Raw genomic sequence first — 13,729 nt, forward strand, 5'->3', positions numbered from 1 at the left:
GCATGAAGACCCGCTCGCAGAAGCTCAAGCGCCTGGTCGCCGTCCAACGCCATCTGGAGCAGATGGCGGAGGCGGATTTCGTCGAGATGGTGCGGCAGCGCGAGGTCCTGGCTGAGACGATCGATGTCGTCGTCGATGCCATGGGCTCGGCTCATCCGATGCACCGCATGTTCTCCGGCCACTATTCCTCGCAGATCGGACGGCTTGTGCAGAAGGACCAGATGCTGCACGGCATCCAGCAAACGCACGAGGCGCGCATGCTGAGGGAGCGCGCGAAAGCCGACCGGCTCGAGGAAAACATGAAGGAGGCCCGCCAGTCCGAGGACCGCGAAGAGGCCGACAATTCCATCTACGACCTGATCGATCAACACGTTACGGGCAACGCGCCAGCTTCCCGTAAGCTTGACGGGCGATAGTACGTCATTCCCGGTTTGCTCCGATGGCGGAGCGGATCCGGGCCGACCAATGCCCAGGCTCGATTTTGAGAGGATTCGTCATGGCCATCTCTCCGCCCAGCGATCTGGTGATGGATGTCGTGCGCGCCGCCGACCCCACCGAAGTGCAGGAAGCGCAGGCGCGGTTGAAGGCCAACCGTGCCGCGTTCAAGGCGACGAGTCTGGCGGAAAACGGCAACGGCTTTGCCGCTGCCGTCAACGTTCTCAATCTGTCGCCGGAAGGTTCGAGCGGGCTCGGCGACCTCAACAACCGCGTCGAACAGAAGAAGATTCCGGAGACCTATCGCAAGTTCGAGGCCATGGTGCTGCAGAACTTCGTGAAGTCGATGCTGCCGACCGAAAGCGAGAACGTTTTCGGCAAGGGCAATGCGGGTGATATCTGGAAGAGCATGATGGCCGAGCAGATCGGCGACGTGATCTCCAAGAGCGGTGGCATCGGCATTGCCGAACAGCTCGCGGGCGCCGAAGGCACCGATCGGGTTCAGGCATCGCTGGACGGTAACAGCCGAAACCTCGCCGCAAGCCTCGTGCAGGAATACGAGCGCAAGACGCTGACCGGCTTTACGACCGACAACGACAAGAACAAGCAAGCCTAGGGCGGGTGGGGGAACTGCTTGCAGTTTTCCGTCCGCACTTCGCTCTAATTCATAGAAATAGTTCGCGCTTGAGAATCCGGTCGATCCGACCAGAAATCATCGTGATCCAAATGGGAGTTGATTCATGGAAGCCATGGCATCCAATGACGTCCGGATCCAGAACGTGCTCGGCCGCCTGGAAATGATCCTCGACAACGAGAACAGCCGGATCGGCATCGACCCGGAATTCGATATCAAGACATCGAACGCGCACAAGAGCCGTTGCCTCTACGAACTGACGATGCTGCACCGTGACATGCTGCCGGGCGAAAACTCTTCGGCTTTCTCCTCGCATGCTCTGCACCTGCGCGAAAAGCTGTCGGTCAATTCGCAGAAGGTCGAGGCCCATCTCGAAGCCGTTCGCGCCGTCGTCGACCTCCTGAAGACCGCCGCCCAGGATGCCGATGCGGACGGCATCTATTCCGAAGCGCAGTTCCGCTATAGCGATTTCTGATGCTGAAGCTCGTTTTCACCGGGGTCTGGGTCTGCGCGGTCACGCTCGGATCCGTCTACTTCTCGATGCAAAGCGCCTCCGCGCCCGCCGTCCCGGACGGCGAGGCTGCCCGGCGCGCATCGGAGCAATATGTTCCCGGTGAGATGATCACCATTCCGGTCATCCGGGATGGTTCCGTTCAGGGCTACTTCCTGACCAAGCTTTCCTTCTCCGCCACCAAGGAGGGGATCAACAATCTTCGCGCGCCACTGCGCCAGATGGTCACCGATGAACTCTACGATTTGCTCGTCGGTTCGAAATTCATCGACATCGCCGACACCGGTACGTTCGACCTGCCCACCTTCAAGACGACGGTAAAGGACGGCCTGAACAAGAAGCTCGGCGACGAGGTGATTACCGAGGTGCTCGTCGAGCAGCTCGAATATCTGACCAAGGAAGACGTCAAACGCGTCGCCAACAGCCAGAATGTGCCGCGGCAAAAGCCGGTCCCGATCACCGACAAGAACGGCAACGTCGCCGGCGACAAGTTGCCTGAAGGCGCCGTCAAGGCAAGCAGCGCGCACTGATGATTGTTGGAAGGGACGCCCGGGTGGGTTTCCGCTCGGCCGCTTGCCCTCGACGAGGCGGTATCCGTCAGTTCTTTTCCGGGGTGCGGTACTGCTCGTTGATGAGGCCGAGTTCCGCCATCAGCCGGCCGATCGCCACATAGAAGTGGTATAGTCCGGCCGCTGCCAGCCCGCTCTTGTTCCACAGTTCCAGCCCGCGCGGCACCGATGCGCCAAGCAGCGCCAGCGATTTGCCGAAGGTCCTGAGCCGGCCTTTGAAGCTCGGGTCACGCCGATGTTCGAGCATCGTCGAGATCGCGCCGTTCCTGAGGCTGCGCGCCCGGATCCAGGATGCGCTGGTGCGGCGGGCGGGCACGGTCTCGGCAACCCAGGCGTCGGTTGCCCAGGCAAAGGAAAACCCTTTCGCCTTGCAGCGGCTGTAGAAATCCGCATCGCCGCCGCCGATGAAGTTGAAGGCGGGATCCAGGAAGGGTTGCGGCATCGCGTCCAGCACTCCACGCGTAACGAGCACGTTGCCGGAGGAATAAAGGATGGGCACCGGCCCGGTCGCGTCATAATGGGGCGTGAAGACCGGATGGCGTTTCCACTTCTGCCCGCCATCGCCTTCGAAAACCGGAAGCTGCGGGCCGCCGACCATATCGGCACCGGTCGTTTCCTGTGCCGCGATGAGGCAATCGAGCCATTCGGGCGCCGCCACTTCGTCGTCGTCGATGATCGCGATCGCCTTGAGGTTCGGGTAGGTTTGGAGCGCCGTCGCCCAACCGGCATTGTAGGCGTGGCAGTTTCCGCGCTGATGCGCGACGATCACGACAGAATCCGAAGGATGTCCCAGGAAGAAGTCTTTGGCCGCCGCAGCCCCGGCCAGCCCGTCGGCATCGTTTTCGACGACGACCGTGGCGTAGGAGATGTCAGGCCTTTGGGAAACAATGGTTTTCAGCGTCTTGACGACATGATCCGGCCGACGGAACGTCGGCAGCACGACGACGAGTTCGATGTCGCCGGCGTCTTCCAGCTCTGTCCGGAAGTAGACGGAAATGTCCTGGCCGGTCGTCGTCATGGCGAAACCTGTAGAAGCAAAATTGTGTCGCAATACAGCAGATCTTCCTAAACAGATGCTGAACCCTGGCGGCAGATTTTGAAAGGGGTCTTTAAGCGCTCCTTCACCCCATGCTGCTAATGAAGGCCGCAGTTCCATTCATGACGTGTGGCAAAATGCATCTGGTCCTGGTCTCTTCGCTCGTTCCCGTCGCCAATCCGGCGTCCGGTTTCGACATTGCCAACCGGGCTGTGCTCGATGGTCTGCGCGCGCTCGGTCACCGCGTCAGCGTCATCGGTTTTCTCCAGCCGGGACGCGTGCCCGCGCCCGATTGCGATATGCATCTTCTCGGCGAGCTGGAAGTCACCAATGCCAAGGTTGGCACGTGGCAGAAGTTGAGCTGGCTCGCGACGGCCTTCCTCAACCGCACGACCGTCTCATCCGGCAAGATGCTGATGGTGTCGTCGAGCCGGATTCAGTCGATCCTCGAGAGCCTCGCTCCGTTCGACGGTCTCGTGCTCAACTCGGTGCAACTGCCGGCCGCTTTCCAGCAGGTTTTCCGCCCCCATCCGTCGATCTATGTCGCGCACAATGTCGAGGCGGATTCTGCCTTTGAGAATGCCGAGCGGGCCAAGGGTACGGTCGAACGCTTTCTTTTCCGGCGCGAGGCGCAGTATCTCGAACGCTACGAGCAGCAACTGGCGCAGAATGCGGTGGCCGTCTGGACGTTTGCGGAGGCCGATCGCTTCGGCTTCGGCCGCGCCGTGAGCGACCGGGCCTTCGTGCTGCCGCTGGTCACCGGTTGGGATGCGGCAGTAGTGCCGACAGAAGCAGCCGACCTCCAGCAGGACCTCGGCTTGATCGGGACCTGGAGCTGGCGGCCGAACCGATTGGGGCTCGACTGGTTTCTCGCCGAGGTCGTACCGCATCTGCCGCAGGATCTTTCGATCGCGATTGCCGGCCAGATGGACGGCATACCGGCGGTTTCCCATCCCGGTGTTCGCTTCGTCGGACGGGTTCCTGATGCACGCGCCTTCGTCACGGAAAGTGCGGTCATACCGCTCGTCAGCCGGGGCGGTACGGGCGTCCAGCTGAAGAGCATCGAGACCTTCGAGCTTGGCATGCCATCCGTGGCGACGCAGGCGTCGTTGCGCGGCATCGAGGCGCTTCCTGAGAATTGCGCCGCGGCCGAAGATCCGGCCGAGTTCGCGCGCCTGTTGGTCGACAAGGTCACCCGCGCGCGCGGCGGCGACCGCCAACGCCTTGACGGTTCGGTCTTCCATCGCGCCCAGAAGGCGAAGCTGATGCGGGTCATGCGCAATGTGCTGGCCGGCCTCGCTCCGAGTGCCTCGGCCGAGACACCCTCGGTTCCGCCCGAGCTGAAGGTCCATGACGGGGGGCGGTCGTGACCAAGACGACCACCGGCGCGAACGCCGCCCTGTCCGGGCGCCTCATCCTGGGCATGCCGGTGGTCGATTTCGATTGGGGGAGTGCCTTTGCCTTTGCGGCCGACGCGCTGTCGCGCCCGGGCGGGCAAACAACGCTCGCCTTCCTCAACGCCAACAATGCCAACCTGATGATGCGCGACGGCGAGTACCGCGAGGTTCTCGGTCGCCAGGTCGTCTTTCCCGACGGTCACGGCGTCGATATTGCTTCCTATCTCTTTTACGGCAGCATGTTCCCGGCCAATCTCAACGGCACGGACTTCGTGCCGGCGCTGCTGACCTTCATCGACCGGCCGCTGCGCGTTGCGATGATCGGCGCCCGTGCGAAGGTGCTTGCGCGCGCGGCCGAGAATTTTCGCAGGCACGCGCCATGGCACGAGTTCCTCCCCGTTTCCGACGGGTTCTTCGATCGTGACCACTCCGAGCAAGTGCTTGCCGATGTCCGGGCGCTGAATGCTGATATCCTGCTGGTGGCGATGGGAAGCCCCGGTCAGGAGAAATGGGTCGATGCCCATGTGGGGCCGCAGGACGCCCGGCTGGTCATTACCGTCGGCGCGCTCTTCGATTTCGTCGCCGAGGCGTTTCCGCGGGCGCCGAAGTTCCTGCGCCGGATGCGGCTGGAATGGTTCTTTCGCCTGGCGGTCGAGCCGCGGCGCATGTGGCGTCGCTATGTCCTCGGAAACCCGCTTTTCCTGTTTTACGTCCTCTGGCACAAGCTGTCGGGGCGGGCGCGGGAAAACGTCGCCGACACCAGCCTTCGGACGGGAACATCGTGAACGGTCAGACCATGCGCACAGCCATTGTCACAGCGTCCTACGCCAATGACTTCGAGCGCTGCCGGCTGATGTGCGAAAGCATGGACCGCAAGCTTCAGGGCGATTGGAAGCACTATCTGCTGGTTGCCGATTTCGACGTTAAGCTCTTCCGGCAACTGGAGGGCTCCAGACGCCAGGTTATCAGCGAACGCGATCTCCTGCCCTGGTGGCTGCATCCCGTCACCGACCCGCTTTCGGGCGGCCGCCGGAAGCTGTGGCTCAGCCCCTTTGGCCTGCCGCTGCGTGGCTGGCATGCCCAACAGCTTCGCCGCCTGGTGCTCGCGCGCCACATCGACGAGGCGGCGATGTTTGCCGTCGATTCCGATGTCGTCTTCCTGCGCGCCTTCGATCCCGGCAGCCTCTGGCAGGGAGAGCGGTTGACGCTCTACCGCAAGGACGGGGCGATTAATGCGCAAATGCGCTCCAACCATCTCGAATGGCTCGCCCATTCCGACAGGCTTCTCGGGATCGGCCCCTACACGTTGCCGGCCAACGACTATATCAACACGCTGATCGCGTGGCGCACCGATACCAGCCGCAAGCTGCTCGAGCACATCGAGACGCTGCACGGTCGGAACTGGGTGAGGGCGATGACCCGCACCCGCGCCTTCTCCGAATGCACGATCTACGGGCGCTTCGTCGACGAGGTGCTGGGCGGGGAAGGTCATGTTCCCTCTGATGCCGCGCTCTGTCATGTGCTCTGGTTCGAAGACAGCTACCGGCAGGATCTCTCCGGTCTCAGGGCGTTCTTGAAGGACATGGCGCCGCATCAGGTCGGCATCGGCGTGCAGTCCTTCGTCGGCCACGATCTCGACGATATTCGCCGGGCGGTGTTCGAACTCGCGGCCTGAGGCATCTGTCTTGCTTCAGATGACCCGATCAGTCGGCTTTCTGAGCGCCGAATAGGTCAGTCCGAACGAGAGCGCGTAGAGGACCAGGAAGATCCCGTTGAGCGCCGGCGCCCAGGTCGCGACATCGGTCGTCGTCTGCAGCAACAGAACCAGCAGCCCCACCTTGACGACGCCGGCAATCAACAGGTTCAGCATGCGCCGCACAGTGCGGCCGGTCGCGTAGAGCAGTTCGGAGTGGTACTCGATCAGGTTGCGGAACGAGGGCACGAGCACGATCATCGCGACAATCGGCGCGGCTGCCGACACGTTGCGCCCGAGGCCATCGGGGAAGACCCACAGATAGAATGCCATGGCCGCGATGGCGGCAAAGGACGCAAGCGCCACCAGGAGTTCGATCGAGAGCCGGACACGCCAGCGAGCAATCGCCTCGGGCGTTCGCATGATGCGCTGGACGAGCAAGGTGTTGAACGACCGCACCGGTAGCGCCGTCAGGTCCGCCAGCCGCATCAGGATGGCATAGAGGCCGGACACCGCCGGCCCGCCAATGGCGAGTACCGCAATCTTGTCGAACTCCGATTGGATGTAGAAGAGCACCTCGGCGCCGGCGACCGACACCGAATCCGCCCAGCGCCGGAAGTAAAGCCGTGGCTGCCAGCGCAGCCGGACAGGCGGGTAGAACCAGAGAAGGGCCACCAGAAGGCCGAGCGCATTCGCAAGCAGATAGAGGTAGGACCAGGCTTCGAGCGTTTTCCAGGGGAGCAACGCAAGGAACAGGGCAGCGGCGGTGCGGATCGCCGTTCCGATCACCACGAGGAGGGCGCCGCGCCCGAAGCGACCCAGACCGTTCAGCACGATGACGGCGGTCTCCAGCCCGCGCCAGCAGAGGATCTCGGCCAGCATGAAGGCAGCAAAAGTGCCGGCAGCCATGTCGCGGGAAAAGAGGGCGAGGAAGGTGATCGCGCAGATGATTGCGATCAACGGCAGCGACAGCACGGCGCCGACCAGGAAGCCGGCGCTATAGGTGCCGACAAGCAGCGGCTTTACGGTCGCGACCCGATAGAGCGGCGACATGAAGCCGAAGGCAAGCACGCGCGATATCATGATGCCGGCGGCAGACGCGGTCGCGAACAACCCGAAGTCGGCGATGGCGAGCGTGTTGGCAACGGCGATAAAATAGACGAGCGACAGCACGAGCCGGCCCGCCGAACCTCCGGTCATCGAGAGGTAAGCGTGGATGAGCGCCCGGTGGCGGAGATAAAGCGCTTTGATGCGATGGGGCACGGCCGACATTTCCAGTAGCGCGTTTCCCGCTCGATGCCGATGGAAACGCTCTATCTCCTTGATATCTCGCAGTTCCAAGGGCAGGGCGCGCAAAGCGTTCGCCTGGAATTGCGCTCGTCCCTCCGTCATAGGCGGGAAAGCTTAATAAGGCGTGAGATCACGCCGTTCGCGCCGTCACTTCCCGTCGAAATTAACGATTTGTTTTCCATGTTTCCTTAGGTTGGCTTCACTATTCGGAATTCGCCGTTTCGGCAGCCGCGGGATCAGTCATGTTCAACATCGACGACGAGAAACGCCCGGTTCCGCGTGCATCGTTGCTCGATTTTGCAGCAGAGGACGCGCGCGATCCCGCGCGTGCGCGAGACAGGCGCACCGCCGACCCGCAGGGTGCAGGCTCGTCCTTGCTCGGTCGTCTGTCCGGTTCCGGTGGATCAGCCAATCAATCAGCGGCCCGGCGCGAAAACCGTTCGAAAGGTCAGCCCCCGCGCGGCGAAACGGTGCGGCCGACAGCCAAGGCACCCGCCGCCCGTAACCAACCCGGCCTCGGCGGCATGCGTGGCAAGTTTGCGCGCTGGCTTGCCGATAGTCCTGCCGATAGTCCGCCTGAGGGGGCTGCGCCGGGAGTGACAGCCGACGGGCGAGCCGCAGGTGACCGCCCGCTCGTGGATATCAAGACCGTGGTGCGCGCGGTCTGGCAGCTCCGCAAGATCATTCTCGCGACCACGGCGCTCGGCGCCGTCGGTGGCGTCCTGCTGGCGTTGTCGACGCCCAGCGTCTTCGTTTCCGAAAGCAAGCTCTACGTCGATCCGCGCGAAGTGCGGCTGACGGATTCCGACCTGTCGAAACAATCGCTCGCAACCGAAGGCATTCTCGCCATTGTCGACAGCCAGCTCGAAGTGTTGCGCTCGCGAACGGTTATGGAAAAGGTCGCGGCCAGTCTCGATCTGGAAAAGGACCCGGAATTCGCCGGCAAGGGAGCCGGTGGCGACGCGTCCGCGCGCGTCCTGAAGACCTTGGGCGAGGCAATTCAGGTCTGGCGCGATCCGAAAACCTTCATCGTCACCATTGAGGCGAAGACCAGGGATCCCGAGAAGTCGGCACTGATTGCCAACCGATTGGTGGACACGTTCCTCGGCGAGGAGACCGCCGCGCAATCCGGCTTCTTCCAGAAGACGACGGTTGCGCTCGACGCGCGTATCAAGGAACTGAAGGCTGAACTGGACGCGGCCGAAAAGGCCGTCGAGGATTACAAGGCGAGCAACGACATTGTCGGCGCCGGCGGCGAATTGATCGCCGACAAGCAGCTCCTCAGCCTCAGTGATCAGGTCGCTGCGGCCCGCAATCGCATCGCCGAGGCGAAAGCCAAGGCCGAGGCGTCCGGCAAGGTGCAGCTCACCGATGTTCTGACGGGCGCCTACCCCGAGGAAATCAGTTCGCTGGCGCTCTCCGAACTGCGCAAGCAATACGCGGCGACCAGGGCGCAACTGAGCGCCCTTGATGCGAGCCTCGGGCCCCGCCATCCGCAACGCATCGCCGTTCAGCAGGCACTCGAGTCGTCGCGCTCGGAGATCGCCAACGAGTTGCGCCGCATCGCGGCTGCGGCGGGGACCGAGCTTGACCGCGCCCAGCGAACGGAACAGAACCTCGTGCAGCAGCTTGCCGTCCAGAAGGCGCGCCAGATCGATTCCTCCGCCGAATTCGTCGAGTTGCGCGAGCTGCAGCGAAAAGCGGCGGCGACCCGCGGGATCTACGAATCCTTCCTGAAGCGCGCCGGCGAGACGCGCGAAGAGGAAAAGCTGACCGCGAAGAACATCCGGGTGATCTCCAAGGCCGAGCCGGCGCTGCAGGCAAAAGGGCCCTCCCGCAAGATCATCGTGATCGCCGCCACCATGGCGGGCTTCTTTGCCGGCCTCGGCCTCGGCGTGCTGCTCGGCATCTATCGCAGCTTGAACGGATTGTTTCCCGCAACCCGGAAGGTCGAGGACGATGAGGCGCCCGAGCCGCCGGAACCCGATGGCGGCCCCGAGCCCACACGGCGCCAGCAGCCGCAGCCTGATCCGGCTTCGGCCAAGCTCGAGCTGCCGCCGCAGTTCAGCCCGGCTGCGCACCACGCGCAATCGCTGAACGCTGCCTATGCCGTTGCTCGCCGGAGCGCAACGGCGGGTCCTGTCACGGCTCAGCCTGTGCCGCAGACCGTAGACGAGGATGACGCCGACATCGCCAAGGTCCAGGAAGGCCTTCGCGCGCTGAGGTCTCGCGTCGAGCACTATTCCCGCCAGAAGCTCGCGCGCCGTTGATACGACGGGCGGAGAGGCACGCTTCATTCGCGGACGTCTTGTGAGGCTGAGACCTCACGGCTTTCGGCGAAACCACGTGCACCTCTCAGTCTTGAGAGGAAATATCATCGGGGCACTCGAAACGGCAGCCAACCTCGTTGTCGCCTCTTGCATTTATGCGTTTGGGACAGCATAGGGCGCGTTGAGGCCATCGCCTTCTCTGAGGCGAACTAGAGTATGCCGCGTGAACAGGAAGCCAGGAGGAACATGCCGTGACGACTGTGATTGATGGCAAGAAGGTCGCCGCTTCGGTGATCGAAAGCGTGAAGGCCGCGACCCGTGCGCTCGAAACGGATGCGGGTGTTCGCGCAGGTCTCGCCGTCGTGATCGTCGGCGACGATCCGGCAAGCCACGCTTATGTTTCTTCCAAGAGCAAGATGGCCAAGGAGTGCGGTTTCCTGTCGGTCCAGCACACCTTGGCCGAGGCAACGACCCAGGAAGAGCTCGCTGCACTCGTGGCTAAACTCAACGCCGATCCCTCTATCCACGGCATCCTCGTGCAGCTTCCGCTGCCGAAACATCTGAATTCCGAGCCGATCATTCAGTCGATCCTGCCCGAAAAAGACGTCGACGGCCTGCACGTCGTCAATGCCGGCAAGCTTGCGACCGGCGATCTCGAAGGCGGTCTCGTCTCCTGCACGCCGGCCGGCGCCATGGTCTTCGTGCGCCAGACCCATGGCGACGATCTCTCCGGTCTGAACGCTGTCGTCATCGGTCGCTCGAACCTGTTCGGCAAGCCGATGTCAGCGCTGCTGCTTGCCGCCAACGCGACGGTGACGACCGCCCATTCGCGCACCAAGGATCTGGCCGCCGTCTGCCGCAACGCCGATATCCTCGTTGCCGCCGTCGGACGCCCCGAAATGGTGAAGGCCGACTGGGTGAAGCCGGGCGCGACGGTCATCGACGTCGGTATCAACCGCGTACCAGCGCCGGAGAAGGGGGAGGGCAAGTCCAAACTCGTCGGCGACGTCGCCTTTGCGGAAGCCGCCGAGGTTGCAGGCGTGATCACGCCGGTGCCGGGTGGCGTCGGACCGATGACCATCGCCATGCTGATGGCCAACACCGTGATTGCCGCCTATCGCAAGGCCGGCCGCAAGCCGCCGCGCTTCTGATCCTGGCTCATATGGGATGATGAGACGCGTCGCGATTGCGGCGCGTTTTCATTTTTGCGGGGCAGGTCCGGTCGAGGCGCGCACGATGAGTTCGGCGCGCCAGAGTTCCTGCTCCGGATAGTCGCCGCGTTTCAGGATGCCGCCGATCAGCCGTGTGGCGATACGCGCCCCGGCGGCCCGCAGCGACGAGCGTGTCGTTGTCAGCGGGATGCTGAAATTTTCGGGCTTCAGCATCGGCAAGACGTCGTCATGGGCGATCAGCGAAATGTCTTCGCCGATTTTCAAGCCCGCCTGGTTGATCGCCCTGACAGCGCCAAGCGCCAGCACCGTACTTGAACAGAGCACCGCCGTCGGCGGCTGCGCGTGCTGCAGGAAGGGCTGCATGCTGCGGTAGCCGTGCTCGTCGGTCATCAGCGAATGCTGGACAAGTGCCTCGTCGAGCGAAAGGCCGTGTTCGGCGAGCGCCCGCAGCATGCCTTTTTTCCGGCGAATGGAAAAAGCCAGATATTCCGGCCCGTTGATCAGCGCAATCCGCTGGTGTCCGAGCTGTATAAGCAGCCGTGTCGCGTCGTAGAAGGCACTCGTATTGTCGATGTCGAGGAACGGATAGTCGCGGCTTTCGCCGATCGACCGACCGTGCACGACGAAGGGGATCGAGAGCGATTTCAACATGGCGATGCGCGGGTCGTTGGCGCGCATATAGGCGAGGAAAAGCGCATCGACATTGCCGCTGGCCGCCAGGCGCCGGAAGGTCACCTCCTCGTCCTCCGGCGCGCTCGGATTGAGCACGAAGTGGAAGTCGTGCTTGACCGCCTCTTCCGCCAGCCCTGCCAGAAACTCGCCGAAATGCACGTCGGAATCGATGCCGGGCGCGATCGGCATGACCATGCCGATCGAATAGGCCTTGCCGGTGGCCAATCGCTGCGCGGCGCGGTTCGGCCTGTAGCCGGTCTCACGCACGGCCTGCAGCACGCGCTGACGGGTTTCGGCGTTGACTTCCGGATAGCCGTTCAGCGCCCGGCTGACCGTCGTCTGTGACAGGCCGAGCAGCTCCGCCAATTGCTTGAGATTGACCGCCATGGTCGGGATTCCTCTCAAAGCGCTTTGGATACCCATATGATTTTTGGTGTTTGGCCCCAGCGCCCTCCGGTTTGTGTAGCATCCGTTTTTCGAGCAACAAAGCGGAATTCAACTATTGCGCGGTGCAAAACGTTACCGCAGGGCACAAATACGTCGCATGGAGAACAGCGATGGGAAAGCTCTTGACTCCGCGCGTGTCGCAATGGTTTGTTAGCGAACTCAAAGCGCTTTGAATTTTTCGCGCATTGTCGTCTGCCCGGCGGGATCCGGGTTCATCTTTGGGAGGAGAAGAACGTGAAGAGATCATTGCTGTTGGGCGTGGCCGCCTTTGCCCTGATTGCAGGTGCAGCCGGCGCCGCCGACCTCAAGTTCAAGCCGGGCGAAGATACGAAGTTCAACTGGGCGAGCTTCGAGGAGTTCAAGAAGGGCCACGACCTCAAGGGCCAGACGCTGACGATCTTCGGCCCCTGGCGCGGCGAAGACGAGGCGCTGTTCAAGAGCGTCTATGCCTACTTCACCGAAGCGACGGGCGCCGAGATCAAGTACTCCTCGTCTGAAAACTACGAGCAGCAGATCGTCATCGACACCCAGGCCGGCAGCCCCTCCGAAATCTCGATCCTCCCGCAGCCGGGTCTGATCGCCGATCTCGCCTCCAAGGGCTACCTGACGCCGCTCGGCGACGAAACCCAGAAGTGGCTGCTCGACAACTATGCCGCCGGTCAGTCCTGGGTCGATCTGTCGACCTACAAGGGCAAGGACGGCAATGCTGCGCTCTTCGCGTTCCCCTACAAGATCGACGTGAAGTCGCTCGTCTGGTACTCGCCGGAGAACTTCGAGGACGCCGGCTACGAAGTGCCGAAGACCATGGAAGAGCTGAAGGCGCTGACAGAGAAGATCGCCGCCGATGGCGGCAAGCCCTGGTGCATCGGCCTTGGCTCCGGTGGTGCCACCGGCTGGCCGGCCACCGACTGGGTGGAAGACATGATGCTGCGTACGCAGCCGGCCGACGTCTACGACAAGTGGGTGAAGAACGAGATCCCGTTCACCGATCCGGCCGTCGTCGGTGCGATCGACGAGTTCGGTTGGTTCGCCAAGAACGACAAGTTCGTCGATGGCGGTGCAGCAGCGGTTGCCTCGACCGACTTCCGCGACAGCCCGAAGGGCCTCTTTGCCTCGCCGCCGAAGTGCTACCTGCACCACCAGGCGTCGTTCATCCCGTCCTTCTTCCCCGAGGGCACGAAGATCGGCGAGGACGCCGACTTCTTCTACATGCCGCCTTACGAGAGCAAGAAGGAGCTCGGCAATCCGGTGCTTGGCGCCGGCACGCTGGCGATGATCACCAAGGACACGCCGGCTGCACGCGCCTTCATCGAGTTCCTGAAGACCCCGATCGCCCATGAAGTCTGGATGGCACAGACGAGCTTCCTGACGCCCTACAAGAGTGTCAACGTCGACACCTACGGCAACCCGCCGCTGAAGAAGCAGGGCGAGATTCTTCTGAACGCCACCACCTTCCGCTTCGACGGTTCGGACCTGATGCCTGGCAAGATTGGCGCCGGTGCGTTCTGGACCGGCATGGTCGATTTCGTCGGCGGCAAGTCGTCGGCCGACGTCGCAGACGGCGTGCAGAAGGCTTGGGACGCCATCAAGTAACAACAGATGA

General features: G+C 62.9%; 13 protein-coding genes. 10 read left to right on the forward strand and 3 right to left on the reverse strand.

What is annotated here, in order from left to right; all coding sequences use genetic code 11:
• The first annotated feature begins 2 nt into the window (after positions 1 to 2).
• The 4 genes from ASE71_RS14200 (at position 3) to ASE71_RS14215 (ending at position 2,110) form a co-directional block, all read left to right on the forward strand.
• Complete coding sequence (locus ASE71_RS14200; RefSeq protein ID WP_060516519.1) at positions 3 to 416, forward strand: hypothetical protein; 414 nt, start codon at positions 3 to 5, stop codon at positions 414 to 416.
• A gap of 80 nt (positions 417 to 496) precedes the next feature.
• The gene (locus tag ASE71_RS14205; RefSeq protein WP_034800760.1) at positions 497 to 1,051 is read left to right on the forward strand and encodes a rod-binding protein; all 555 of its coding nucleotides are present in this window, start codon (positions 497 to 499) and stop codon (positions 1,049 to 1,051) included.
• Between the two features lie 124 nt (positions 1,052 to 1,175).
• The gene (locus ASE71_RS14210; protein WP_034800762.1) at positions 1,176 to 1,544 is read left to right on the forward strand and encodes a hypothetical protein; all 369 of its coding nucleotides are present in this window, start codon (positions 1,176 to 1,178) and stop codon (positions 1,542 to 1,544) included.
• A complete protein-coding gene (locus tag ASE71_RS14215) occupies positions 1,544 to 2,110 on the forward strand; it encodes a hypothetical protein (protein WP_034800764.1) in 567 nt (188 codons plus the stop codon). Before ASE71_RS14210 ends, ASE71_RS14215 begins: the two co-directional genes overlap by 1 nt.
• 67 nt (positions 2,111 to 2,177) lie before the next feature.
• On the opposite strand, the gene ASE71_RS14220 is transcribed toward ASE71_RS14215, so the two are convergent.
• On the reverse strand, positions 2,178 to 3,167 hold the full coding sequence (locus ASE71_RS14220; protein ID WP_034800766.1) for a glycosyltransferase family 2 protein: 990 nt from the start codon (positions 3,165 to 3,167) through the stop codon (positions 2,178 to 2,180).
• Positions 3,168 to 3,322: 155 nt separating this feature from the next.
• Here ASE71_RS14220 and ASE71_RS14225 point away from each other — a divergent pair, with 155 nt between their 5' ends.
• The 3 genes from ASE71_RS14225 to ASE71_RS14235 are packed head-to-tail and all read left to right on the forward strand — an operon-like array spanning position 3,323 to position 6,257.
• A complete protein-coding gene (locus tag ASE71_RS14225) occupies positions 3,323 to 4,555 on the forward strand; it encodes a glycosyltransferase family 4 protein (protein WP_060516518.1) in 1,233 nt (410 codons plus the stop codon).
• Complete coding sequence (locus ASE71_RS14230; RefSeq protein ID WP_034800768.1) at positions 4,552 to 5,367, forward strand: WecB/TagA/CpsF family glycosyltransferase; 816 nt, start codon at positions 4,552 to 4,554, stop codon at positions 5,365 to 5,367. Before ASE71_RS14225 ends, ASE71_RS14230 begins: the two co-directional genes overlap by 4 nt.
• A gap of 11 nt (positions 5,368 to 5,378) precedes the next feature.
• Positions 5,379 to 6,257, forward strand: coding sequence for a DUF6492 family protein (locus ASE71_RS14235; protein ID WP_034801367.1), 879 nt, complete (start codon positions 5,379 to 5,381; stop codon positions 6,255 to 6,257).
• 15 nt (positions 6,258 to 6,272) lie between these two features.
• Here ASE71_RS14235 and ASE71_RS14240 read toward each other — a convergent pair whose 3' ends face one another.
• On the reverse strand, positions 6,273 to 7,547 hold the full coding sequence (locus ASE71_RS14240; protein WP_060516517.1) for a lipopolysaccharide biosynthesis protein: 1,275 nt from the start codon (positions 7,545 to 7,547) through the stop codon (positions 6,273 to 6,275).
• A 260-nt stretch (positions 7,548 to 7,807) separates the two neighbouring features.
• On the opposite strand from ASE71_RS14240, the gene ASE71_RS14245 reads away from it, so the two are divergent.
• Together ASE71_RS14245 and folD are read left to right on the forward strand one after the other, a co-directional pair.
• Positions 7,808 to 9,835 carry a GumC family protein gene (locus ASE71_RS14245; protein WP_060516516.1) on the forward strand — a complete coding sequence of 676 codons (2,028 nt, stop codon included), beginning with the start codon at positions 7,808 to 7,810 and terminating at the stop codon, positions 9,833 to 9,835.
• Between the two features lie 251 nt (positions 9,836 to 10,086).
• Positions 10,087 to 10,986 carry a bifunctional methylenetetrahydrofolate dehydrogenase/methenyltetrahydrofolate cyclohydrolase FolD gene (gene folD, locus ASE71_RS14250; RefSeq protein ID WP_034800773.1) on the forward strand — a complete coding sequence of 300 codons (900 nt, stop codon included), beginning with the start codon at positions 10,087 to 10,089 and terminating at the stop codon, positions 10,984 to 10,986.
• A gap of 48 nt (positions 10,987 to 11,034) precedes the next feature.
• Here the strand turns inward: folD and ASE71_RS14255 are convergent, their stop codons facing one another.
• Positions 11,035 to 12,066, reverse strand: coding sequence for a substrate-binding domain-containing protein (locus tag ASE71_RS14255; RefSeq protein ID WP_034800775.1), 1,032 nt, complete (start codon positions 12,064 to 12,066; stop codon positions 11,035 to 11,037).
• A gap of 294 nt (positions 12,067 to 12,360) precedes the next feature.
• Between ASE71_RS14255 and ASE71_RS14260 the strand changes: the two genes are divergently transcribed.
• On the forward strand, positions 12,361 to 13,719 hold the full coding sequence (locus ASE71_RS14260; protein WP_034800777.1) for an ABC transporter substrate-binding protein: 1,359 nt from the start codon (positions 12,361 to 12,363) through the stop codon (positions 13,717 to 13,719).
• Positions 13,720 to 13,729 lie beyond the last annotated feature (10 nt).

This window comes from Ensifer sp. Root954, assembly GCF_001429005.1.
GTDB classification, from domain to species: Bacteria; Pseudomonadota; Alphaproteobacteria; order Rhizobiales; family Rhizobiaceae; genus Ensifer; species Ensifer adhaerens.